Below are 23,056 nucleotides of genomic sequence, written 5' to 3'. Positions count from 1 at the left end.
TTAAAAGCAATTTTTCCTGCACTTTTGTGGCGCGGTTTGCAGTACGCTTGCCCTCGGCAGACGCTCCGGTAGAGGGCGCGCCGATTCCGTTGCCCTGCGTGTAAACCATCGATGATTTTTCGTGAGGTTTACCATGCGCATCACTTCCCAACTCATCTGTCAGGCCGCCGATGACCTCAAGGGTTTCGTCGGCCTCAACCGCAAGACCGGCCAGTACATCGTGCGATTCAGCGAAGATTCGTTCGGCATGGACGTGGCCGATGACGGCATCATTCCCACCAGCGAGTTTGTCTGGGCGCCGGCTTCTGAGACGACCATGACCTTGAAGCGCGAGCTGATTCAGTTGCTGCTGGATCAGAACATCGATGAGCGGATCAACATCAGTGAGCCGTTGCGGGTGTACATGAGCAAGGTTGAGGTGCCGGAGATTGTGGCGGTGCGCAGTCTGGTGCAGGGCTGAAGTTTTGTAGTGGCTGTGCCGGTCTCTTCGCGAGCAGGCTCGCTCCCACATTGGATCTGTGGCGTTCACAAGTTCCTGTGGGAGCTGGCTTGCCAGCGATGAGGCCAGTGAAAACACCATCAAATTCAAAGCCCAAACGCTATACCTGTGGGAGCGGGCTTGCTCGCGAAGAGGCCAGTCAGCGCGCCGTCAAAGTCACTGCCCAAACCGATACTCGCGCTCCACCCGACACACCCGCGTCTGAAACTTCGAATACCACTGCGCCCGCCCGCGCGCCTGGATCACCCGGTGCTCGGGATGCTCGCGCCAGGCCAGAATCGCCGCCTCGCTCTGCCAGTAGGAAATGGTGATCCCGACCCCGTCTTCCCCACGAATCGAATCAATGCCGAGAAACCCCGGTTGCTGGCTGACCAGTTCCATCATCCGTTCCGACGCCGCCGCATAACCGTTGTCACCCTCGGTGCGGGTCGAGGTGAAAATCACTGCAAAGCAAGGCTCTTTCGGCTTCATGAGCGTCGCACCACACACGCTTCGACGAACGCCAGCACCAATGGCGGAACCTGGCCCTTGAGCGCCGCACGTTCCGGCTGGAACAGTGTGGCGACAAAAAACACATGGTCAGTCAATTCGATTGCGCGCAAGTCGCCCGCCGAATCGTGCCCCACGGCGCGTAGCTGATGGCTCAGTAAATCTCGTTCGAACTGCGGATTCACCCCGAATCGGCAGCGATAGCCTTCAAAAATTTCGGACGTTTCGTACGCCTTGGCGATCAACGAACCGGCGACCAGATGAATGCTGTCCACCGCCTCCACCAACGAACAGGTCAGCGGTGTGAGCACGGCTCGCGGTGAATCCGGCGATGTTTCGCCATGCTCGGCATCGGCCCAGCCCAGCACATTGCGGGAAAATTCCAGCAGCGCATGCTGAAAACCACCGCAGGTGCCGAGGAAAGGGCACTGTTGTTCGCGGGCAAAACGGATGGCCCTGAGTGCACCGGCCTCACTTTTGTAGGGGCTGCCCGGGACGCACCAGAAGCCGTCAAAGTGATCCAGCGCAGTGTCGGCGTGGATCTGCTCGGTGGGCAGCCATTCGAATTGCACATTGTGGCCGGACTGCTCGGCGATCAGGCCGAGGGCAACGGGGATCGCTTGGTGGGCGGTGACTTGCGGATCGTGATCGCCGATCAGGGCGATGGAAATGGCGTCCATGGGATTTCCTTGATTTGAGTGAGTGATGAACCTCTGGGGGAGGGTGTGCAGTTGTCGATCACCGGGGCTCACTATAGATTGGCGTTCACGCACTCAATATTGGCGTTTCCCCAAGTGATCAATGCAGCGACGCACTATCGACTCGACTACCCGGATCTGGCGCTGATCCTTGCGTTGGTGCGCGGCGGCTCTCTGGCCCGGGCGTCGCAGCTGCTCAGGGTAGACGTGTCGACGGTGTTTCGCGCCGTACGTCGTCTGGAGTCAGCGCTGGGTCAGCAATTGTTCGAAAAGAGCCGCGCCGGGTACCTGCCAACCACCCTCGCGCAGACTCTCGCCGAGCAAGCCGAGCGCGCCGAACAGGCACTGGAGGCGGCGCGAATCGGTGTCGAGCAGGGCGGCGAAGTGGTCAGCGGCACGGTGCGCCTGACCTGCACCGACTCGGTGCTGCAAGGCCTGCTGTTGCCGGCGCTGGCGCAGTTCATGCCGAACTATCCGGCATTGACTCTCGAGCTGAGCACCTCCAACGATTTCGCCAACCTCAACCGCCGCGATGCCGACATCGCCCTGCGCCTGACGCGTACGCCGCCAGAGCATCTGGTCGGACGGCAACTGGCGAAGATTTCCTACCGGGTCTGCGCCAGTGCGCGTTATCTGCAAAACGTCGATGCGACGGATCTGGCGGCGCTGACCTGGATCGCCCCGGACGAGTTTCTGCCGGATCACCCGACCGTCGCCTGGCGCCGTCAGCAGTTGCCCGGCGTGACCCCGGCTTATCGCTGCAACAGCATGCTGTCGGTGACGGAACTGGTGCGCGGCGGACTCGGTGTGGCGGCGTTGCCGGACTTTCTCATTACCGGAGGTTTACAGGCTCTCAGCGAACCGTTGCACGGCTACGACACCGCGCTGTGGTTGCTGACCCGCCCGGATTGCCGAGCATTGCGCTCGGTGGTCACGCTGTTCGATGAACTGGGGCGGGCACTGCGGTTGCCATGATCAGCGTTGCGGGTTCTGGCAGATGTGCGCATGCAGTTCGCGGGTCAGGCCTTCGATGCGTTCGGTCAGGCTCTTGGTCATTTCGGTGAGGCGGGTGTTCTGCTCCAGCAGTTCGAGCAGTTGCGCGGTGGTCTGCGCGGCCTGCGCCTGGCGCTCGCTGTTGGCAACCGCCAGCGCTTCACGGTGTTGCGCGTCGGCGTCCGATTGCGCCTTGTCCCGCGCGGCTTGCCGGGTTTGTGCCAGCAGGATCAACGGCGCGGCATAAGCCGATTGCAGGCTGAACGCGAGGTTCAACAAGATGAACGGGTACACGTCGAAAGTGGTGATGCCTGTCGCATTGAGGCACACCCACAACAGCACGATCAGGGTTTGTGCGCCAAGAAAGGTCGGCGTGCCGAAGAACCGCGCGAAGGCCTCGGCGCGCAGAGCGAACGCGTCGTTGCCGAAGGTGGTGTTGAGGTGGGCGTGGGGGCGGTGGAAGCGCAAGTGGTCGACGGGGGCGGGCGCGGGGGCGTCGGTTTTTTCTGTGGTCATGATGGGCTCGGCAGGACTTGGGACTGAAGGTCACTATAGTCCTGCATCGAGGCTTATGGCCCTTTCGCGAGCAGGCTCGCTCCTACAGAGGAACGCATTTCCAATGTGGGAGCGAGCCTGCTCGCGAAGGCCGCGACGCGGTCTCTCAGCCCGGCGCCCGCTCATTGGCAAACATGCTCACCGCCTGCACCGCTTCACTGGCGCCATCGCGGATCTGCAGAATCACGCTGCCAGCCTGATCCGCCAGTTCAACGCCTTGCGCCGCCCGCCCGCGAGTGCCTTCCATGCTCTTGATCGCCTGACGGGTTTCGCTCTGGATCAGGCCGATCATGTTGGAAATCTCCGCCGTCGAGCCGCTGGTACGCGCCGCCAGTTGCCGCACTTCGTCCGCTACAACGGCGAACCCGCGACCCTGATCACCGGCACGCGCCGCTTCAATCGCTGCGTTGAGCGCCAGCAGATTGGTCTGGTCGGCAATCGCACGGATGGTGTTGACGATCGCCGTGATCTGCTCCGAGCGTTCGCCAAGTTGCGCGATCAGCGTTGATGACTGCGCGATATCGTCAGCGATTTCGCGCATCTCACTGGCCGCCTGCTGGATCACCTGAGTGCCTTGCTCGGCGACTTTCCGGGTTTCCACCGAGATGTGATAAGCAGCGCTGGCGCTGCGCGCATCGTGCTCGTGCTGCTCGACGCGGGCGGTGACGTCCGTGGCGAATTTCACCACTTTGCACAACCGCCCGGCAGCGTCGTACACCGGGTTGTAGTTGGCCTCCAGCCACACACTCTGGCCGCGCTTGTCGACGCGTTCGAACTGACCCTGAAACAGCTCACCCTGATTCAACCGCCGCCAGAAATCCTCGTAGGCGCTGCTGTTGACCAGCTCCGCGCGGCAGAACAAGCGGTGATGTTTACCCTTGAGTTCAGCGAGTGTGTAACCCATGCGCGTCAGAAAATTCTGGTTGGCGGTGAGAATGCCGCCGTTGAGGTCGAATTCGATCACCGCCATTGCCCGGTCGATCGCCTGCAGCTTGGCGTTGGCCTCGCTTTCCTGCTGGACCTTGGTCGTCACGTCCATGGCGAACTTGACCACTTTGACCACGCGCCCCGACGCATCCTTGATCGGGTTGTAGTTGGCTTCCAGCCAGACCGGCTGGCCTTGGCTGTTGATCCGCTCGAAGGTGCCGGACTGGAACTGGCCGTTTTTCAGGCGCGACCACAGTTCGGTGTATTGCGCGCTGCGGCCAAACTCCGCGGTGCAGAACAAGCGATGCGGCTGGCCGATCACCTGTTCGGCGCGGTAACCCATGGTTTTGAGGAAGTTGTCATTGGCCTTTAACACCACGCCTTCAAGGTCGAACTCGATCACCGCCATGGAGCGATTGATCGCTTCAAGCAGGCCGTTCTGTTCGGTGATGGTGTGTTGAAGGTCGTTGAGTTCGGACTGGTGGCGTTTGAAAAACATAGGGGCAGTACCTGGAAGTAGGGAAAGACGAGGTTTGTGTCCCTGTTTCCGCGCTGGCAGAGCAAATGCCGGGTCGGCATTTGTCATTGACTGCAAAGTGCCAGCATCCAGGCTGACGAGCCGATCTTATACAAACTGCTTTGAGTTGTACAAGAAATTGCGAATCAGTTTTTTCAAGGCTGAGGGCGCGGGCGTCTTCTTAGCCCGGACTGCTCAGCGCCACGCTGATGGTGTTGCGCCCCGTGTGTTTGGCGGTGTACAGCGCTTTGTCGGCGTCATCCAGCCAGGCAACCGCGTCGCTGTACGACGGCTGAAACCGGGCCAGACCGATACTCAGGCTGACGCGCAGCTCTGGCACATCCGGGTGCCGATATTGATCCATCGCCTGACGCAATCGTTCCATTTGCGCCTCGGCTTTATTGAGTGGCTGGTCGGGCAGGATCAGGCAAAACTCGTCGCCGCCATAACGACCGGCCCGTTCACCTTCGGCCAGCAGCCCTTTGAGTGCCTGGCTCAACTCGCGCAGCACGGCGTCGCCAACGATGTGCCCATAGTTGTCGTTGATGGTCTTGAAATGATCGATGTCGATCAGCGCCAGAATGTCCTGGGTGTTGTTATCTCGGCACCGGGTGAAACGCGTATGGAGCAGATCCTTCCAGGCGCCGTGATTGAGCAGCCCGGTGAGGCTGTCGGTGCGGCTCAGGTCTCTGAGTGCACGTTTGTGTTGTGCAAGTTTGATCGCCAGTTGGTAACTGACCATGCCCAAGGCCAAGGGGTACAAGGTCAGCATCGGCAGGCAGGCCCAAACCTCGATTTGCGTCATAGTCAGGCTGAACTTGAAGCCGAACAGTAAACAGCCCAGCAGCACGCCGGCGATTTGGGCGAGAGCGCCCAGCAGGAACAGACGTCGTCCACCAGCGGCGACATTGTTCATGGTCATCATCGACAGGATGGTCACGGTGGTCAGCGGATTGAACTGAAAGCACGCGGTCCAGAAGCCCCCGCACAACGAGTCGTACAACAGGTTGCGGCGTTCGGCGTGGTAGGGGAAGGTCGAGCGGGTCGAAATCTGGTAGGCCAGATGCGGCCAGATAAAACCGTTAAACACCAGCAGCGCCCAGAGCCAGTTCGGCATGTGCAGCGGATACAGCGCGGCCGCGACGCTGAAAAAGCCGACACCCAGACCGATGATCCTGGGCAGATAAATGCGTCTGGCGAATGACAAGCCTTTGCCGCGTTGATTTTCCATGATGTCCTGCGCCAGATTCATCCTGAAATACTTTGAAGTGTTTTTTCAGGTTGACCGTTCGTCGGTCAATTGTCGGACATTGTCATTTATTCCAACGGGAATAATCAGTGTCCTTCCGAGCCATTTAATCGTGGCGGGGCGCAGGAGAGGGCCGGTTTAGAGCTGGTATCTGGACAGAAACATCTCCATGGCCGACTCGGCCACGGCTTTTTGCGTGTCTGCATCCAGCGGCGGCAGGCCCATGGAAATCTGCGGCCAGAAACCGAACGATTTCAACAGCCCTTGCACCTGCTGCGCGGCAAATTCTGCGTTTACGGTTTTCAGCCGACCATCCGCCAGCGCAGCGCGAATCCACAACGTCAGGCCTTCCTCCCGCTCTCCCATGCGCGCCACCATGTCCTGCGCGCGCTCCGGGGAATGGATGGTGGCGGCAATCGCCACCCGTGCCAGCCCGAGAAAGTTGTCATCGGCCATCATCTGCAGTTTAGCCAGCAACATGGGCAGCAGTTGCTCGCGCAGCGGCTGATCCGCGCGATAGGACACGGTTTGCTCGTCGGTAATCCGTGCCCAGAGTTGGTTGAGAATTTCGGCGAACAGCTCTTCCTTGCTGGGAAAGTGGTTGTACACCGTGCGCTTCGACACCCCGGCGGTGGCCGCGATCTTGTCCATGCTGGTGACCTCGAACCCGTTGGCACGGAATTCGGCAATTGCCGCCTGGATGATGGCTTCGCGTTTGCGGTCGGTGAGGCGTTGTGGAGCTGTCATAAGTACGCTTCGGCAGAAAAGGGGTGGAATTACACTTGGCAGTTTACTTGTCATCACGTTTCATGCAACCTAGAAACTACACCGCCCAGTGTAATGTTGCGTTAATCCGCGCAACCTAAAAAACAGACAGTTCGGCTGATGCGTGCGTGCTTTGGCCATTTATCGTCCCACCGTGAAAAACCGTGAATTGCGCGGTTTTTCTGGAGTCTCTCAGTCATGGCCAATCCAGATTTTTCTGCGGATCAAACTTCGACGCCTGAAGCCTCTCGCCAGGATCAAGGGCTGTTCCGTAACCATGCGCCGGTGCAGCGCGAAGGTGGGCGCAAGATGCTGCGGATCATGTGGAACATGATCTTCAACAAGCCGCGCAATACCCGACCGGCCGCCGCGATCCCGGTGCAACCGCTGACCCGTGAAGACCTGCTGGCAGCACCGAATCACAGCGTTTACCGCCTCGGCCACTCGACCCTGCTGCTGAAAATGCGCGACAAATTCTGGATCACTGACCCGGTCTTCGCCGAGCGTGCCTCGCCCGTGCAATGGGCCGGCCCGAAACGTTTTCACCAGCCGCCGATCAGCATCGACCAGTTGCCGCCGATCGAAGCGGTGATCCTGTCGCACAACCATTACGACCACCTCGATTACCAGGCGGTACTGCAACTGGCGGCTAAAACCAACTATTTCCTGACCCCGCTGGGCGTCGGCGACACCCTGATCAAATGGGGCATCGACGCCAGTAAAGTTCGCCAGTACGACTGGTGGCAGGGCACCGAAATCGCCGGCATCCGCTTCGTTGCCACTCCCTCGCAGCACTTCTCCGGACGCGGCTTGTTCGACAGCAACAGCACCCTGTGGGCCTCGTGGGTGATGATCGACGGCGACACGCGAATCTTCTTCAGTGGCGACAGCGGCTACTTCGACGGCTTCAAACGCATCGGCGAACAATACGGCCCGTTCGATCTGACCCTGATGGAAACCGGCGCCTACAACGTCGAATGGCCACACGTGCACATGCAACCCGAAGAAACCCTGCAGGCGCACCTCGACCTCAAGGGCCGCTGGCTGTTTCCGATCCACAACGGCACCTTCGACCTGGCAATGCACGCCTGGCATGAACCGTTTGACCGGATTCTGGCGCTGGCCTGGGAGCGTAGTGTTTCGATTACCACGCCGCGAATGGGCGAGGCGTTTAATTTGATGCAGCCGCAGCGGGGGCACACGTGGTGGCTGAATATGGAGCAGGATGTGTCGGAAAACGCCCCAATTGCTGGTAGCGGCTACAAGTCGGGATGACTTTTCCTACTGTCGGTAGTCCAGCTGGCTGACAGCTCTTTCCTATGTCCTCGGTAGGCTTGGTCGCGAGTGAATGAATCACTCGTGATTAGCCTAAACAAGGACGATAGACATGACGCATTTCTTCAAACGTCGCGTGAATACGCTGACGAAATCCATATTGGTCGCACTGGCAGCGACAGGTGTCGCTGCCAGTGCCCATTCGGCCACTGATCTTCATTACGCCAGCGTCAGTGAACTCAGCAAAATGATGGCCGACAATGAGCTCACTGCTGTTGAACTGGTTGAACACTTTCAACAGCGAATTGCCGAGCTGGACAAGCAAGGCCCTGCTATCCACGCCATCGTCGAACTGAATTCACAAGCCATCGAAATAGCTACCGAGCTGGATAATGAGCGTAACGAGGGACAGTCGCGTGGCCCGTTGCATGGTATTCCGGTACTGCTCAAAGACAATTTTGATACCGCCGACAGCCTGCAAACCAGCGCCGGCTCCTTGGCCATGGTCGGCCAGCCGGCAGCCAACGATGCTTTTGTGGTTAAACAGCTGCGGGATGCCGGCGCGATTATTCTGGGTAAAGCCAACATGAGTGAATGGGCTTATGTGCGGGAAATGGGTTTGCCCCATGGTTGGAGCGGACGTGGTGGGCAAGGGAAAAACCCGCATGCACTGAGCGAGGAAATCTGCGGTTCCAGTTCTGGATCGGCCGCTGCCGTGGCTGCCGGTTTCGCGCCGATCTCCTTGGGCACGGAAACCAACGGTTCGATCACTTGCCCGGCATCGGCCAATGGCGTAATCGGCGTCAAACCCACCTTGGGTCTGTTCAGTCGCACCGGGGTGGTGCCAATCACCCGTCTGCAAGATACCCCTGGTACTTTGACACGTACTGTCCGTGACGCAGCGTTGATGTTCAACGTGTTGCAAGGCACGGATGCGACAGACTCCGCGACATCGATCGCCCCGACAGGAGTCGACTACACCGCGTTACTGGCAAACGATGCCCTGCAAGGCAAGCGTATCGGTTATCCCGCCGCTTACGAGGGAACGGACGGCGTGGTCCTGACTCCCGGAGTGGAGTTTCAGAAGGCAATGATCACACTCGAGAAACAAGGTGCGACGCTCGTGCCAGTGACCGTTCGTTTACCTGATATCGATAATTTCGTACCCGGTCTGATGGGCGCGATGAAATACGAATTGCCTGAATATCTTGTCAGCCGTTCCGGTCTGCCGATCCAGTCGTTGCAGGACCTGATCGACTTCAATCAGCTCAATCCCGGCAAGGAGGGCTATGGGCAGGCCACGCTCGAAGCGATGAATGCGCTGGACATGACTCACGAACAGGCCAGCGGATTGATCTTGAGCATCAGCAAAAACTTCAAGGACGCCATTGACGAGCAACTGCGCGAACACAACCTCGACGCAATGGTTGCCGAAGCGGATGGTTACTCGCAATTTTCTGCCGCAGTGGCTGGTTATCCGGCGGTAACCCTGCCATCGGGCATGCGCGCTAACGGTATACCCACGTCCGTGTTCTTTTTCGGCAAAGCATGGAGCGAGCCGCAATTGTTCGCCATGGCCTACAGCTATGAACAAGCCTCGGCCGAGCTGCGGCACCCTGCGTTCAAGTAATCATTCCACCTAAGCAAAATCCCCACGCTCTGCAACGTTCTGCTGCATGGCCTGGGGATTCAATTTGCGACCCGGCGCAAACCCGGGAAAGAACACCAACCCCTGTGCCTCAAACCGATAAGCCAACGCCAGCCGCGTCGCATCCGCCACGTCCTGCTGCGCTTCAAACCGCTGGATATCATCCACCGCAACCTCCGCCTCGCGCGACAGTTGTTCCACGCTCCAGCCCAGCATCGCTCGGGCCTGGACGCAGTGCGTCGGGGTGAACTGGAAAAGGGCAATGCGTTCGAGGATGTGGTTCATCGCAAGAGAGGCCATGGTGTGCTCCGGGCTCAAGAGTGCTGATTGAAAATGTACTGTGTTTTTGTACAGTTGTTTTCGGCCGGGATCAAACGCATTTTTTGATTTGCCCTAGTTCGCCGCCTCCAACCAGACGGACGGTGCCTGTCCGAGGATGCGCCGGAACATCGTCGAGAATGCCGCCGGGCTCTCATAACCGAAGTCCAGGGCGATTCGCGTCACCGCTTCACCGGCCGCCAGCCGCGCCAGCGCCAGCACCACGCAGGCCTGTTGCCGCCATTGGCTGAAGCTCAACCCGGTCTGCTGCCGAAACAGTCTGTTGAAGGTGCGCAAGCTTATGTGCAACTGCTCGGCCCAGTGTTGCGGCGACTGATGGGCGTTGGGTTGATGCAGAAAGGTCTGACACAAAGCCAGGAGCTTTCCGTCAGTCGGCAGCGGAATGTGCAAGGGCAGGGGCGCGCTGCGCGCCAGTTCATGCAGCAGTAGGTCGATCAATACGCCGTCGCGTCCTTCGAGGTCATAGGTCAGCGGCACTTCCACGGCTTCCATCAACAAGTGCCGCATCAACGGTGAAACGCTGATCACCTGACAAAGCTGGCCCAAATCTACCGCCCCCGGCTCGATGTACAAACTGCGCGTACTCACGCCGAGCATCAGCACCTCATGCGCCACTCCCGGCGGAATCCACACCGCTCGTTGCGGCGGCACCACCCAATTGCCGTCATGAGTACGAACCTGCATCACCCCCGTCGCGCCGTACAACAACTGCGCCCGTCGATGCGTATGAAACGGCAACAGATGGCCGTGGGAATAATCCGTACCGATCGCCACCACCGGGCGCGGTGTGTGATCCAGCAGATTGATCGAAACATTGCGCATCGAGCGTTTCCGGTAGTTGGCGTAAACGCAAACATTATTGGCTGAGTTGCTGAAGCAGGCCAAGCCGCGTCGCTCTATTGTCAACCGCTCGCCACCACCGGAAGACGCGCCATGTTCTATCTCTTGTTGACCCTTTTCGGCTGTATGACCGGCATCACCGCCGTGCTCTTCGGCTTCGGCGGCGGCTTCGTCGTCGTGCCGTTGCTCTACCGCATGCTCACCGCCAGCCACGGCGCCGACGACCCCATCAGCCAATCGGCCATGCACATCGCCGTCGCCACCTCGACCTGCGTGATGATCGTCAACGCCCTGATCGCCACCGACAAACACCGCCGCGCCGGCAACCTGATCCGCCATTACCTTTGGCCGCTCGGCGGCTTCATCGCCCTGGGCGCGATCATTGGTGCGATCGCCGCGGTGTGGGTCAGCGGCGAGGTCATTCGGTACGCCTTCATCGCCTACCTCGGCGTGACCATCATCGACTGCCTGCTCAGGCGCGGCTTTCTCGCCCGTAACGAAGGCGTCATTCCACGCCGATTGGATCGCAAGGAAATATCCGCCGGCGGTGTAGGCATCGGCGCCATTGCCACGTTCCTCGGCGTAGGAGGAAGCGTCATGACCGTGCCGCTCCTGCGCCGCTGCGGACTGAGCATGTCCCAGGCCACATCCATGGCCAATCCACTGAGCGTGCCGGTGGCAGTGGCCGGGACGTTGACGTACATGGCACTGTCCGGTTTCAACGAGACGGATCTGGGCGCATGGTTTGTCGGGTATGTGGATTTGCTGGCGTTTGCGGTGCTGACGCTGGGGTCGTTGGTCGGGATTCGGATGGCCACGCCGTGGATCGGGCGGATACCGGATCGGGTGCATGCGTGGGTATACATCGCACTGCTGATCATCGTGATGCTGGGCATGCTGCTCAAGTAGAGCCTCGATTCCTGCGCGCATCCTCTGCATACTTCTCAGCCTCATTCATTCAGGGATCGATCCATGCTCAAGGGACTGCTGCGCCTGGCGCCATACGCTGCGGCGCTGTTCACACTGATTTCCACCGCCCATGCCGAAGATGGCCGGCGCGTGTTCACCGGTACGCTGGGCAAGATGCCGATTGTGGTGGAGCTCAACACCACGCAGCAGGACGAAGTCACCGGCCGCTACTTCTATGAGAAGTATCACCGCGACCTGGAACTCAGCGGCTCGCTGCAAGACAGCACATTGAATCTCGTTGAAGGCAACAACCGCTATGGCGACGACAAACCGTTGCCAACCCTGAAGTTGAAATCCACTGACAATGGTTGGCAGGGCGAATGGCAAAACCCCAAGGGCAAGAAGCTGCCGGTGCAACTGACCGAAGCCAAACTTCCTGCGCCGAGCGCAACTACGCCGCCCTTTATTGCCACTTTGCCGAAGAGCGATCCCTACGAGTATTTGCGCTTACAGGGACTCAAACTCAAACCGGAGAAGAAAGAAAACTTCATGGGCTACGACCTGCAATGGTGGACGGAGCCTGAGTCAAAGATATCGTTGTTCAGTGTCGAATCCGGCTATACGAAAGAAGAGCAGCAGCGGATTAATAACCACCTGCTCGGACGGCTCTGGACTGAAGTCATCAGTTATCACGCCTGCATGCTGCAAGGTGGAGAAAACGCCGAGCAATGGCAGAGCGTCGCGCCCACGTTCTTGTCGCCCGACGTGGTCAGCTTGAATATCAACACCGGTTACGACTGCGGCGGCGCGCATCCTGATGTCGGCAACTCTCCGATCAACCTCAATGCTCATAGTGGCGAAGCAATAAAGCTGGAAGACGTGCTTGGAGTCGGACGCGAAGGCTCATCGACCGAAGCTGGCGACGGCAGCCAGAGTGACGTGTTTGTGCAATGGTTGATAAAGCAATTCACCTCGCTGTATCCCAACGAAATGAAGAAGCCGGCTGTAGGTGACGAGGACAGTTGCGACTACACCGATGAAAACGTCTGGGTCGTTTCCGATTGGTACTTCACCGCGAAGGGCATTTATCTCGGGCCGTATTTCCCTCGTGTACAACGCGGTTGCGATGAGCCCGAATGGACGATCCTGCCGTACTCAGTGGTCAAACAGCATCCCGGTGCAGTCAAACTGCAACTGCCCCAGGGCTGACCCCGAGCATCACACCAACCCCGGCGCTTCCCGCACAATGAAGTGATCCAGATTCTCGATGTTGGCACTGAACACCCCGAACGTCTGTTCGGGGTTCTTCTTGCTCGGCACCTGCTTCAACTCCGGCGTCACGCCATAGAAGAAACAGAACAACTCCTTGTCGCTGTCGATCGCGTGCTTGATCTCTTCCAGAAACGCCTTGCGCTTGCGGTAGTTGTCGATCAACTTCTTGCTCAAGTACACGTTCACCGAATACGGCTTCTTCTTCGCCTCATCCGCCTGCTTGAACCAGACCTTCTGCTCGAAATCGATACGAAAACTCTGGGTGTAATCCTTGATCTCCTTGATCTTGCCCCAGTAAATCAGCCCCTTGTTGTCCGTCAGATACTCGATCTTCTTGAAGAACGAGCCATAAGGCGCCGTGTGCTCACCGATCTTCAACGGCATGCGCTTAAGCAACTCCTTGTCGGCGAAGTTCGACACAAAACACTCCACCGGATGCGCAAACACACTGGTCTTGTCCGGCGCCGTCTCACGCCCCGGCGACTCCTTGGAACTCACCTGCGCCACCCGCACCGGATCATCCCGCAACGCATCCGCCGCCCCCGCAGGCGTAGCAGGCTTGCGCACATACTCACGCCGCGTCAGCAACAACTCTGATGGGAAATGCTCCTCCCGTCCGTCATCCGTTTCGCCATCCGCCGTCTCAACGCCAGACGCCGACGCCTTCAAACTCACATACGGACAACCCGCCACATGCTGCGTAGTGGGCAAGTTCTTGAAGTGCGGCGTGCGCACGTAATTCACGTTCTTGGCGTTGAAGGTGCCCAGCTCGTTTGAAGCATCAAACGCCAAACGACAGGCATCGTTGGGGCACTGGAAATGCTCCTTGGCCGAATCGAACGCCACCGTCTCATCGAAATTGAGATCGCGAACGTCATAGATCGACAACTTGTCGTCGAGGCTGAGGCAGTAGGCGAGATCGAATTTCATGGTGGGGCTCGGATCCTTGAGTGGGGGAGAGGTATTAATAGCGGGAGGCGCGGCGGGTTGCACTGATTGTTTTCAGGATGATGCAAAACCTGTGGGAGCCAGCCTGCTGGCGATTCCAGGCATCAACCAGATTTCAATCCTCACCCCGCCACTGTAGGCAGCACATCACCCCTGTGGCGAGGGAGCTTGCTCCCGCTGGGCTGCGAAGCAGCCCCAAATCCGGTGAACATGCGACCGGTTTGTTCTGCTCACCGGTGTCAGAACCATCGGTTACACATTGCAGCTGAGCTGAAATTTATAAGCAGGGTTATAAACTTTCTTTCCCAAGAGTTTTTCCAGGGCACTAAGCTGTTCGTGTGAGAGATCGTATCCCTCCCATCCTTCCTGTTCCAGCGTCCATTCCATGATGGCTTTTATAGACTGATCAGATCCACTTGGGAGTTCCTCTTCAAATGCCAGAAAACCGCTTTCTTTATCAAATGCTTCGATTAGAAAAATCATGGATCTGCTGTCTTCGTACCATCGCTGGGTTGCCTTGGACCGTTAGTTACCATAGCTAGCCAGTTGGTAATCGTATTGAGGATCGTAGAAGGATCTTCCAGTTAACATTTCCAGTTGTGCTAACTGCTGAGAGTCAAGATCGTAACCGTAGAGTTCGTCTTCTGCGTCATTCCATTTCATGATGACTCGCAACTTCTCGATATCCTCTGCCGAGATAGGCACTTCGAAAATCAGAGCTTCGGTGGATCGATCAAATGCATAAATTACGTGAGTCATGGTTCTATCCTTCTTTTTGGATCGGCCGGTTTGTTCTGCTCTCCAGTATCAGCATCGAATTCGCCCAGATGCCGACCGCGTTTGTCGTACATCTCTACCGCTCCATGTTGATAATCCCATTCCAGAATTAGCCCATCCTTGGTTTTCCAGCGCATACGAGTACCTCGTCCTTTGACCCTGGTCTTCTGTTTTGCGGGTGTTGCGTCGGGAAACGCACTTAATCCTTTGGGTGCCGGATGATATTTGTGATCAGAAACACTCACCACAATATAAACCGGCCTTACCCCCGAACTCTCTGGAAACACCAGAATGAAATCCTTGTATTCCTGTGGATAAACCGGATTCACAAGGATGTCGTTCGCCGCTTTCGTTGGCGGGTAAACCCAGATATGCGGTGTCTGCGGGGCGGCTTCCAGAGCCGGAATGCCGAGGATGTCCGAGCCGTCTACGGCGGGTGTCCAGATCAGCTCGACGCCTTCACCCAGGTTGGCGACGTACTGGGTGTCGCGGGTCTCAAGTTTCACGACCTCGACCATTTCCCAATCCCGGTTCTTACCGGTGTAGAAGGCATAACCTTTTAGAGCGCCATCGGATTGCTGCTCAATGCGCAGGCGAACACGGGTGCGGGCCTGCTTGAGGGCGCGTAATTGTTCGTCGGTGTAGAGAGCGCTGTCACCCAGACTGGGTGTCCAGAGCAAAGCGACCATGCCGGTCATGAGTGCGGCACTGGTCGCGCCGATGGCTGCTCCCAGACCTGCCGTTGGCGTAGCGAGTGCCGGGCTGCGAAGAGCAAGGCGCCCGAGGCCAAGTGCGACAGTATCTCCGCTGATGGTTTGCAGGTTGTGCAGCCCAGCGTCATCGGCTTCACGGGCACCAAGCAGTGCGAACTCGCCATAATCCTTCAGGCTGTCGGTCGGCACCATCCCTGAAGGATTCGAGTAGTCAATGATGGCGTCCGGCAGCTTGCAAGACTTCGCGAACACACATCCGGCCCTGACCGCGTCGTTTTTTTTGGCTGCGACCTGCCGGCTGCGCTCAAACGCATCCTGCCGGGCCAGCATGGCCTCGTAAGCGTTCTGCGTGGCTTCGCGCTCGGCCAGTTCGGTCGCGTTCATGAACCGGTAGGTGACGTGATGCCCGTCACCCGAAGGTGGATTCCTGACCCGGGGAATATCCTTTTTGCCAGCCACTGATCATCCTTTCGTTCATTTATAGGTCGCACCGGAATGAAGCCGGGCGACGTTAACGAAGGTGATGCTTTGAGGCTGTAGGACGGGTCTTGGATCAGGTTAGGAATTGTCGCTGTTTGATTTGGGTGTCAGTACAGAGTGTATGGGGCGGTGGGCGTCGTCCCTCCAAAAAAAGGATTTTGAGCCACAAAAAATCCGCGGCTTGAACCTCAAACAGCGGATCTTGAAACCCTCAGCAACCACGCAACAATCGAGAAGCCTTACGCCACCAGGTCTCCTGTCGATTGAACGGATCCTCCGCCAGCAAACAAGGCATATCCCGCAACCGAATCCACGGCTCGTCCTGCCAGTGCAGCGTACTCAGCGACATCTGCGGCCAACTCAAGACACTCAGCGTCGGACGCTCAACCGAGCGCGTCGGACGAGCATCACGCAGCGCTGGCACGACCTGATGCGTCAGCCACTCACGAAGCTGCCGATACTCAGGACAGTAGTGATAGATCAGCAGCGCATACACGCCGGACTCACTCACCATCATGTGGTCCTCAGATTCGCCATAGGTTTCTACACGCATCATCTGCCGCTGATCAGCGTCGAGTTTGCGCAACTGGCGCTCATCAAGATGTTTGCCCATCAACCGGCCCAGCTCATGGACGCAGAACCACGCCTGGTTCTCGACCAGAAGGGCATGCAGGTGGGTTTTGTTGCGGGTGAAACGAGTCGGGAGAAGTGGTTCAGACATGGCGTGCCTCCCGAGTAGGAAGCACGGAATTCAAACGGCGGGTACAGCGAATCACCTTCATCATGAAGGTTGGATAGTCAGGCATTTCCATTTACCTCTGGCTGCTTTCTTAGGGCATTCGTTAGGGTGTCGGGAGCTAAGAAACCCACCAGAGACGGGCCGGACATATTCCCCTTTCGGGTCTTGTATTCGCCCACTCCCGACATAACGGGATTTTTCGCAGGCGTAGAGAAACCGCAGACGAAAAAAAGCCGCATGACTGTCGGGTGCGGAGGACCGCTCTGGTTTGTAGAGTTTCTTAGGCTCGTAGCTGAGGGTAGGGGCATCACGGATGGTCGTCAACCAGCGAATTTTCCTACTGATCCTGAGGCGAAAGGAAACCTGGACAAAGACGCAGAGTAAATTATGCTGTGTTTATATCCAGTATTTGTCCGCCATCGAATCCAGCAGCTCCCATATCCGTGTCGCCACGACCATCTCACGGAATATAGGAAATTTCATTTACTTTGAAGTTTTGCGGGCTAGAATGGTGACCATTCGTCACAGCTTTGACCCAGAGGAATTTCGGGCTCATGAATCTTTTTGAAACACCGTCTTTTGAATCCATGAGCGAAGCAACCTCGGCTTCTTACGAGCCTGATACCCATCCCGTAACTGACTTGGCGCTGCTGCACAAACTGCTGGAAATCTATGACCAAGGGCAGTTGGCCGAAATTCTCAACGATGTGAGCCCGAATCACTGGTGCCGTGAAACCATCAATAGATGGATCAAGGGCAAGGCTTCGCCGAAGCTTTCCCACATTGAGTTCACCCGCCTCAAGGATCTGCTGCCCAAGCGTTTGAACCACAAACCTTCATTCACCTTTATCGATCTCTTTGCCGGTATCGGCGGTATCAGAAAAGGGTTTGAAGCCATCGGCGGCGAGTGCTTGTTCACATCCGAATGGAACAAGTACGCCGTTAAAACGTACAAGGCGAACCACTACTGCGATCCTGCTCGTCATCGCTTCAATCTCGATATCCGCTCGGTCACGCTTTCAGACAAGCCCGAAATCAGCGACGAGGAAGCCTACAAGAATATTGATCGTGAAATTCCTGATCACGATGTTCTGTTGGCAGGCTTTCCATGCCAGCCGTTTTCGCTTGCAGGTGTTTCCAAGAAGAACTCCCTGGGGCGTAAGCACGGTTTCGAGTGCGAGACCCAAGGCACTCTGTTTTTCGACGTGGCGCGGATTATTGCCGCGAAACGCCCGGCTGCATTCTTGCTTGAGAACGTGAAAAACCTCAAAAGCCATGACAAGGGCAATACGTTCCGGATCATCTGCGAAGCGCTGGATGAATTGGGCTACGAGGTTGCAGATGTAAATGCGCCAAAGGGGTCAGATCCGAAGGTTATCGATGCCAGACACTTTGTGCCGCAACATCGTGAGCGAATAGTTCTGGTCGGTTTCCGGCGTGATCTGAATGTTCACCAGGGATTCACTCTGAGTGAAATCAGCAAGCTCATACCAAAGCAGCGACCTAGTTTCGGTGATCTGCTTGATAGGGAAGTGGACGAAAAATACATCCTTACCCCGAAGCTTTGGGATTATCTCTACCGCTACGCTGCTAAGCATCGTGAGAAGGGCAACGGATTTGGTTTTGGTTTGACCCGTCCTAACGACATTGCTCGCACCCTCTCAGCGAGATATCACAAAGACGGGTCGGAAATCCTGGTTGACCGTGGATTTGTGGAAACGCTGGACTTCAACAATGAATTGAATCAGCTCAATCGTCCGCGTCGTCTGACTCCGCATGAGTGCTCGCGTCTGATGGGTTTCGACAAACCGGGGGAAAGCAAGTTTGTGATTCCAGTGTCCGATACCCAGGCATATCGTCAGTTTGGAAACTCGGTTGCCGTTCCGGTTTTCGAAGCGGTAGCCCGGTTGATGAAAGAGCGCATCCTGAAAGCGAAAGAGAAAATGGCCGATACTGGGCAGCCTCAATTGGAGTTCGCCCTTCCCACTTGATGCTAGAGACGCTTCGGCCGATCTGACGACAATATGGATGCGAAATGACTGATGTCGTGGATGTAGCTACTCGTTCAAGAATGATGGCTGGAATTCAGGGTAAAAATACCAAGCCTGAAATTCTAATCCGCAAGGCCCTGCATGCGCGGGGCTTTCGCTTTCGTCTGCACGTCAAAGACCTTCCCGGTAAACCAGATCTGGTGTTGCCGAAATATCGCGCGCTCATCCTTGTACATGGCTGTTTTTGGCACGGGCATGCGTGTAAATATTTTAAGGTTCCTCAGACTCGCCCCGAGTTCTGGCTGGAGAAGATCGGGAAAAATCAAAAACGCGACAGCCTGCAGGAAGAAGCGCTCAAGGCGATGGGCTGGAGAGTTCTTGTCGTTTGGGAGTGTGCTGTACGGTCAATGAGCAAAGGGAAGTCCTCATTGCTTGTTGACCTGATTGCTAGCTGGCTTAAAAATGGATCGAAATATTTCCAGATCGACGAAACCATGTTGAATTCACGATGCGATTTCTCACATTAGCGCGTGCTGATTTGCGGTTTTAGTCAAGTTTGCACAGTAATCGGGTGGTTCAGTCGGTCGAGCTTTTTTGCTTACCTAAGCTCAGCTGAAAGTCATAAATAAGGAATAAAGATGGGTTTCCATCCTGAATGGAATGATATTTCTACTTTGGTCAATCAAAGTGAGAGCATCTTCATTAAGAAGCTGTCTCGCAATGACTCATCATGGGCAGACAGTGCAGATAATGGCCACCAGAATGGCCCTTTCATTCCTCGTACTATTGCAGAGTCTGATTTTTTTCCGAAGCTGAAAAATTTACAGCCAGAGAAGCCGCACATTTTCGAAGTTGATTATCAGACCTTCTGGCCATCCTCCGGGGAAATAAAAACCTCCACGATCAAATACTATTCGAAGCGAAATCCCGGTAAGGAGACAGAAAGACCGCGATATGAATGGCATCACACGGGGGTACCAAAAGAGCAATTTCGATCGCTTTCCCCTGCCTCATTGCTTGTTGTCGGAAAGCTGAAGCAAGCTATATCTGGTGCGCTCTATTGGCTTATTGTTGTCGACTCGATAAGCGAAGAGGCGGAAATTATTGAGACGGCTTTCGAGCTAAGCGCCGACTTTCACTATGATTTTTTCGATCCGGCGGCTATTGCTCAGCCTGCTTCCGAAACCGATCAGCTCATTGCCGAGTTATCGCAAGCGATCAAAGATGGAACGCTAGAGCAGTTTATTAAAAATCAGGCTCTGCCTACTCCAGACGCGCTAGCCAGAATGGCGCAGGATAAATGGCTTTACGAAAACGATCTTCGCCACATGAACCCCTTCTGTGTTCGCGAGCCTGGTGATGCGGTAATGCGTATTAGTAGAGACATCGAATACTCCATCTATAAGCAAGCGGAGCGCCGTTTTCGAGCAGCTCAAGTCGCCCGCCTTCTCCTTCATGGGGGAGGTGATCCTGTTGGTAATCTTGTACGGGCATTTTCTGAGCTCGACTCGATTTTCCTTAGCGCGGCGCAAACCCGTAAAAGCAGGGCCGGGCTTTCTTTTGAGCATCACGTGGCGAGGCTTTTCAAGGAAGGTCGAATTCGTCATGAAGCACAGGCTGTCTTTGGTGGGCGCCGGCCGGATTTTGTTTTACCTGACGTTAAGGAACTCAACATCAAGGGGGACGCTGTTATTGTTTCCTTGAAAACAACCCTGCGTGAAAGATGGAAACAGTTGGCGTTAGAGAAACCGTTTGGAGCAATTTTTCTCGCTACTGTTGATGACCGTGTGTCGAGTGAGGCTATTACTGAGATGGGTAAAAACTCAATCACCCTGATCGTTCCGGAGTCCCTGAAGAAAGCTAAAGAGTCTGCTTATGCGGGCTACGATAATGTCATCACGTTCAGGCAATTTTTCGATGATGAGGTGAAGTCGAAGCGCCCTTCAATGATTATTCCGCTGTAGCAAGAGGCGTTCAGTCATATACCTTTTTTATTTCGTCCAATAAAAAAGCCCCGATCAGATCGGGGCTTTTTGCTTTCTCGACTTGGCGACTCAGGCAGCAATCGTCAAATCGTGCCAAGCGAGACCATTAGTCCCAGCTCAACGCACCACCAGTTTGGTATTCGATCACGCGAGTCTCAAAGAAATTCTTCTCTTTCTTCAAGTCCATAATCTCGCTCATCCAAGGGAACGGGTTAGTCGTCCCTGGGTACTCTTCCTTCAAACCAATCTGCGACAAACGACGGTTAGCGATGAACTTCAGGTAGTCCTCCATCATCGCCGCGTTCATGCCCAGTACGCCGCGAGGCATGGTGTCGCGGGCGTATTCGATCTCCAGCTGCGTACCCTGCAGGATCATCTGGGTCGCTTCTTCTTTCATCTCGGCATCCCACAGGTGTGGGTTTTCGATTTTGATCTGGTTGATCACGTCGATGCCGAAGTTCAGGTGCATGGATTCGTCGCGCAGGATGTACTGGAACTGCTCGGCGACGCCGGTCATTTTGTTGCGGCGGCCCATGGAGAGGATCTGGGTGAAGCCGCAGTAGAAGAAGATGCCTTCCAGAACGCAGTAGTAGGCGATCAGGTTGCGCAGCAGTTCTTTATCGGTGTCCGGGGTGCCGGTTTCGAACTTCGGATCGGAGATCGAACGGGTGTATTTCAGGCCCCAGGCTGCCTTTTTGGCGACCGATGGGATCTCGTGGTACATGTTGAAGATCTCGCCTTCATCCATGGCCAGCGATTCGATGCAGTACTGGTAGGCGTGGGTGTGGATCGCCTCTTCGAACGCTTGGCGCAGGATGTACTGGCGGCATTCCGGGTTGGTGATCAGGCGGTACACGGCCAGCACCAGGTTGTTGGCAACCAGGGAGTCGGCGGTGGAGAAGAAGCCGAGGTTGCGCATCACGATGCGGCGCTCGTCGTCGGTCAGGCCTTCCGGGTTTTTCCAGAGGGCGATGTCGGCGGTCATGTTGACTTCTTGCGGCATCCAGTGGTTTGCGCAGCCGTCCAGGTACTTCTGCCAAGCCCAGTCGTACTTGAAAGGTACGAGTTGGTTGAGGTCGGCGCGGCAGTTGATCATGCGCTTTTCGTCAACGGCGACACGGGCGGAGGCGCCTTCGAGTTCGGCGAGGCCTTCGGCGACGTCGAGGGAATCCAGTGCGGCCTTGGCGCGGGCCACGGCGGCCGAGTCGTCGGCGGTCACGGCGCGGGCTTCCAGCGCTGCGGCACCGCCGGCGCTGTCGAGGCGGTCCATGTTGGCTTCAGTAGCGTGGCCGGCGTTGGCGCCTTTCACTGCTGCTACTTCACTGTCTTCTTTGTCGAATTCGTCCCAGCTCAGCATGACGTGTCGTCTCCTGCGTGAGGGCCTGTCGCCCCGTGTGAAACCTGATTGGTTGGTTTTTCACACGGTCGTACAGACCGCGTTGGATCTTAAGGAATCGTTTTTTGCGGCAGCCAAGGCAGGCAATAAAACAGAATTTTGTACGGGTTTCCGAGAGCCTCTGACGGGCGCAGATCAGCGTTGACGCTGCTGCGGGGCTTCAGAATGGCTTTTGTTCCCTGTAAGGGAATATTGCTGACCCGATTAGGGCGGCATTATAGGGAAAAAAACACGGCTGTGCTGAGGCGAATCCGCGCATGGAGCGGTCGAGGAGGGTGGTTTTTCGATGAGAGTGCGGGTTTACAGGGCTTTGCCGGGTGAAGATTTTTTTTCGTAAAAATCTCGCGATTGTGGAGTTGCTCAAAAAACGAACAGAAAAACCGGTTTTTCACTACATCTAGTGTTTTGCAAGCATTTTTGACGACTCCAGACACAACTGAGCCCGACCGAAGCCGGGCTGGAATCGACCCTCAAATGAGGCACTGAGCGGTCCTATTCGGTGCAGTCTCAATCATCAATTGGTGCAGCCGTTGCCCATGACGCTGTAACGCAGGATGTGGCGCTGACCCTTGGAGTCGTCGTACTCCATTTTGGCCGGTACCACTTCGCAGACATTCGGCACTTCGCTCATCGATACAACTTTGGCGATGTCCAGGTGAGTGGAGTAAGTGTATTCCTCGATCACCGGTTGTTGCTGTGCGACATCAGTCGGGACCTCGTCTGCCATGGCGGTTGCGCACAGACTGCTGAGGGCCAGAACCAATAAAGCTTTCATTTCAGATTTACCTTTTTGAGGTCGAGTGGGGTCACGCAACCTTTTTAGGGTTGCGTGTGGAACTTCATCATTTGCAGTTATTACTTGAGAGCTGGATTAACGGCCTTCGTGGGGGCTGTAACGTTGTTAATCGCGTTTGCCTTGTTGGCGAGGTGGATTTTAAGGAGGTGGGGTGGGGGTAAACAGGTGGGGTTTTGATAAACACTTTTGGCGGTTTTGGTAACAATCGCCGCAAAACACCGCCCAACCCTTGTAGGCGCTGCCGAAGGCTGCGATC

Annotated in this window: 23 protein-coding genes and 2 pseudogenes; 9 read left to right on the top strand and 16 right to left on the bottom strand. The window is 56.4% G+C overall.

Features of this window, described 5'->3' with window-relative positions; all coding sequences use genetic code 11:
* Positions 1 to 133 precede the first annotated feature (133 nt).
* Positions 134 to 460 carry a DUF2025 family protein gene (locus ACOYXG_RS20045; RefSeq protein WP_097085861.1) on the top strand — a complete coding sequence of 109 codons (327 nt, stop codon included), beginning with the start codon at positions 134 to 136 and terminating at the stop codon, positions 458 to 460.
* A 195-nt stretch (positions 461 to 655) separates the two neighbouring features.
* Here the strand turns inward: ACOYXG_RS20045 and ACOYXG_RS20040 are convergent, their stop codons facing one another.
* Positions 656 to 970, bottom strand: a complete 315-nt coding sequence (locus tag ACOYXG_RS20040; protein ID WP_096795038.1) for an antibiotic biosynthesis monooxygenase family protein — start codon at positions 968 to 970, stop codon at positions 656 to 658.
* Entirely contained in the window at positions 967 to 1,668 is a 702-nt protein-coding gene (locus ACOYXG_RS20035) for a CTP synthase C-terminal region-related (seleno)protein (RefSeq protein WP_460353572.1), read from the bottom strand. The genes ACOYXG_RS20040 and ACOYXG_RS20035 overlap by 4 nt, the downstream gene beginning before the upstream one ends.
* 51 nt (positions 1,669 to 1,719) lie before the next feature.
* On the opposite strand from ACOYXG_RS20035, the gene ACOYXG_RS20030 reads away from it, so the two are divergent.
* On the top strand, positions 1,720 to 2,661 hold the full coding sequence (locus tag ACOYXG_RS20030; protein WP_103368969.1) for a LysR family transcriptional regulator: 942 nt from the start codon (positions 1,720 to 1,722) through the stop codon (positions 2,659 to 2,661).
* Here the strand turns inward: ACOYXG_RS20030 and ACOYXG_RS20025 are convergent, their stop codons facing one another.
* The 5 genes and pseudogenes from ACOYXG_RS20025 to ACOYXG_RS20005 form a co-directional block, all read right to left on the bottom strand.
* Positions 2,662 to 3,195 (bottom strand): DUF1003 domain-containing protein, encoded by a 534-nt coding sequence (locus ACOYXG_RS20025; protein ID WP_095137102.1) that lies wholly within the window; start codon positions 3,193 to 3,195, stop codon positions 2,662 to 2,664.
* Between the two features lie 145 nt (positions 3,196 to 3,340).
* A pseudogene (locus ACOYXG_RS20020) lies at positions 3,341 to 3,778 on the bottom strand (methyl-accepting chemotaxis protein); the annotation flags it as partial.
* 108 nt (positions 3,779 to 3,886) lie between these two features.
* Positions 3,887 to 4,570: pseudogene (locus tag ACOYXG_RS20015) on the bottom strand (PAS domain-containing protein); the annotation flags it as partial.
* Positions 4,571 to 4,859: 289 nt separating this feature from the next.
* Positions 4,860 to 5,909, bottom strand: coding sequence for a diguanylate cyclase (locus tag ACOYXG_RS20010; RefSeq protein ID WP_027612614.1), 1,050 nt, complete (start codon positions 5,907 to 5,909; stop codon positions 4,860 to 4,862).
* A 156-nt stretch (positions 5,910 to 6,065) separates the two neighbouring features.
* On the bottom strand, positions 6,066 to 6,674 hold the full coding sequence (locus ACOYXG_RS20005; RefSeq protein WP_460353569.1) for a TetR/AcrR family transcriptional regulator: 609 nt from the start codon (positions 6,672 to 6,674) through the stop codon (positions 6,066 to 6,068).
* 216 nt (positions 6,675 to 6,890) lie between these two features.
* Here ACOYXG_RS20005 and ACOYXG_RS20000 point away from each other — a divergent pair, with 216 nt between their 5' ends.
* Entirely contained in the window at positions 6,891 to 7,967 is a 1,077-nt protein-coding gene (locus tag ACOYXG_RS20000; protein WP_460353567.1) for an MBL fold metallo-hydrolase, read from the top strand.
* Between the two features lie 112 nt (positions 7,968 to 8,079).
* Positions 8,080 to 9,597 (top strand): amidase family protein, encoded by a 1,518-nt coding sequence (locus tag ACOYXG_RS19995; RefSeq protein WP_460353564.1) that lies wholly within the window; start codon positions 8,080 to 8,082, stop codon positions 9,595 to 9,597.
* Between the two features lie 9 nt (positions 9,598 to 9,606).
* Here the strand turns inward: ACOYXG_RS19995 and ACOYXG_RS19990 are convergent, their stop codons facing one another.
* Together ACOYXG_RS19990 and ACOYXG_RS19985 are read right to left on the bottom strand one after the other, a co-directional pair.
* Positions 9,607 to 9,915 (bottom strand): helix-turn-helix domain-containing protein, encoded by a 309-nt coding sequence (locus ACOYXG_RS19990; protein WP_027612618.1) that lies wholly within the window; start codon positions 9,913 to 9,915, stop codon positions 9,607 to 9,609.
* A gap of 93 nt (positions 9,916 to 10,008) precedes the next feature.
* Complete coding sequence (locus ACOYXG_RS19985) at positions 10,009 to 10,776, bottom strand: AraC family transcriptional regulator (RefSeq protein ID WP_460353561.1); 768 nt, start codon at positions 10,774 to 10,776, stop codon at positions 10,009 to 10,011.
* Positions 10,777 to 10,887: 111 nt separating this feature from the next.
* Between ACOYXG_RS19985 and ACOYXG_RS19980 the strand changes: the two genes are divergently transcribed.
* Positions 10,888 to 11,703, top strand: coding sequence for a sulfite exporter TauE/SafE family protein (locus tag ACOYXG_RS19980; protein WP_460353559.1), 816 nt, complete (start codon positions 10,888 to 10,890; stop codon positions 11,701 to 11,703).
* A gap of 63 nt (positions 11,704 to 11,766) precedes the next feature.
* Positions 11,767 to 12,912 (top strand): hypothetical protein, encoded by a 1,146-nt coding sequence (locus ACOYXG_RS19975; protein WP_460353557.1) that lies wholly within the window; start codon positions 11,767 to 11,769, stop codon positions 12,910 to 12,912.
* Positions 12,913 to 12,921: 9 nt separating this feature from the next.
* On the opposite strand, the gene ACOYXG_RS19970 is transcribed toward ACOYXG_RS19975, so the two are convergent.
* From ACOYXG_RS19970 to ACOYXG_RS19950, 5 genes are all read right to left on the bottom strand, one after another.
* Positions 12,922 to 13,905 (bottom strand): hypothetical protein, encoded by a 984-nt coding sequence (locus ACOYXG_RS19970; RefSeq protein ID WP_460353555.1) that lies wholly within the window; start codon positions 13,903 to 13,905, stop codon positions 12,922 to 12,924.
* A gap of 270 nt (positions 13,906 to 14,175) precedes the next feature.
* The gene (locus tag ACOYXG_RS19965) at positions 14,176 to 14,406 is read right to left on the bottom strand and encodes a DUF7683 domain-containing protein (RefSeq protein ID WP_456017747.1); all 231 of its coding nucleotides are present in this window, start codon (positions 14,404 to 14,406) and stop codon (positions 14,176 to 14,178) included.
* A 42-nt stretch (positions 14,407 to 14,448) separates the two neighbouring features.
* The gene (locus tag ACOYXG_RS19960) at positions 14,449 to 14,682 is read right to left on the bottom strand and encodes a DUF7683 domain-containing protein (RefSeq protein WP_456017746.1); all 234 of its coding nucleotides are present in this window, start codon (positions 14,680 to 14,682) and stop codon (positions 14,449 to 14,451) included.
* The gene (locus ACOYXG_RS19955; protein ID WP_456017745.1) at positions 14,679 to 15,872 is read right to left on the bottom strand and encodes an S-type pyocin domain-containing protein; all 1,194 of its coding nucleotides are present in this window, start codon (positions 15,870 to 15,872) and stop codon (positions 14,679 to 14,681) included. The genes ACOYXG_RS19960 and ACOYXG_RS19955 overlap by 4 nt, the downstream gene beginning before the upstream one ends.
* A 232-nt stretch (positions 15,873 to 16,104) precedes the next feature.
* Positions 16,105 to 16,614, bottom strand: coding sequence for a BRO-N domain-containing protein (locus tag ACOYXG_RS19950; protein WP_456017744.1), 510 nt, complete (start codon positions 16,612 to 16,614; stop codon positions 16,105 to 16,107).
* 572 nt (positions 16,615 to 17,186) lie between these two features.
* On the opposite strand from ACOYXG_RS19950, the gene dcm reads away from it, so the two are divergent.
* The 3 genes from dcm to ACOYXG_RS19935 all read left to right on the top strand — a co-directional run bounded on the left by dcm (position 17,187) and on the right by ACOYXG_RS19935 (position 20,587).
* Positions 17,187 to 18,623 (top strand): DNA (cytosine-5-)-methyltransferase, encoded by a 1,437-nt coding sequence (dcm, locus tag ACOYXG_RS19945; protein ID WP_456017743.1) that lies wholly within the window; start codon positions 17,187 to 17,189, stop codon positions 18,621 to 18,623.
* A gap of 44 nt (positions 18,624 to 18,667) precedes the next feature.
* Positions 18,668 to 19,150, top strand: a complete 483-nt coding sequence (locus tag ACOYXG_RS19940; protein ID WP_456017742.1) for a very short patch repair endonuclease — start codon at positions 18,668 to 18,670, stop codon at positions 19,148 to 19,150.
* Between the two features lie 111 nt (positions 19,151 to 19,261).
* Positions 19,262 to 20,587 carry a type II restriction endonuclease gene (locus ACOYXG_RS19935; protein WP_456017741.1) on the top strand — a complete coding sequence of 442 codons (1,326 nt, stop codon included), beginning with the start codon at positions 19,262 to 19,264 and terminating at the stop codon, positions 20,585 to 20,587.
* A gap of 127 nt (positions 20,588 to 20,714) precedes the next feature.
* Here ACOYXG_RS19935 and ACOYXG_RS19930 read toward each other — a convergent pair whose 3' ends face one another.
* A complete protein-coding gene (locus ACOYXG_RS19930; protein WP_027612630.1) occupies positions 20,715 to 21,965 on the bottom strand; it encodes a ribonucleotide-diphosphate reductase subunit beta in 1,251 nt (416 codons plus the stop codon).
* A gap of 553 nt (positions 21,966 to 22,518) precedes the next feature.
* On the bottom strand, positions 22,519 to 22,779 hold the full coding sequence (locus ACOYXG_RS19925) for a DUF2790 domain-containing protein (RefSeq protein WP_027612631.1): 261 nt from the start codon (positions 22,777 to 22,779) through the stop codon (positions 22,519 to 22,521).
* Between the last annotated feature and the right edge of the window lie 277 nt (positions 22,780 to 23,056).

The sequence above is a fragment of the Pseudomonas sp. G3-39 genome (genome assembly GCF_054790485.1).
The sequence above is the reverse complement of the archived record's forward strand: the minus strand, read 5'-3'. Positions and strand labels throughout refer to the sequence as shown.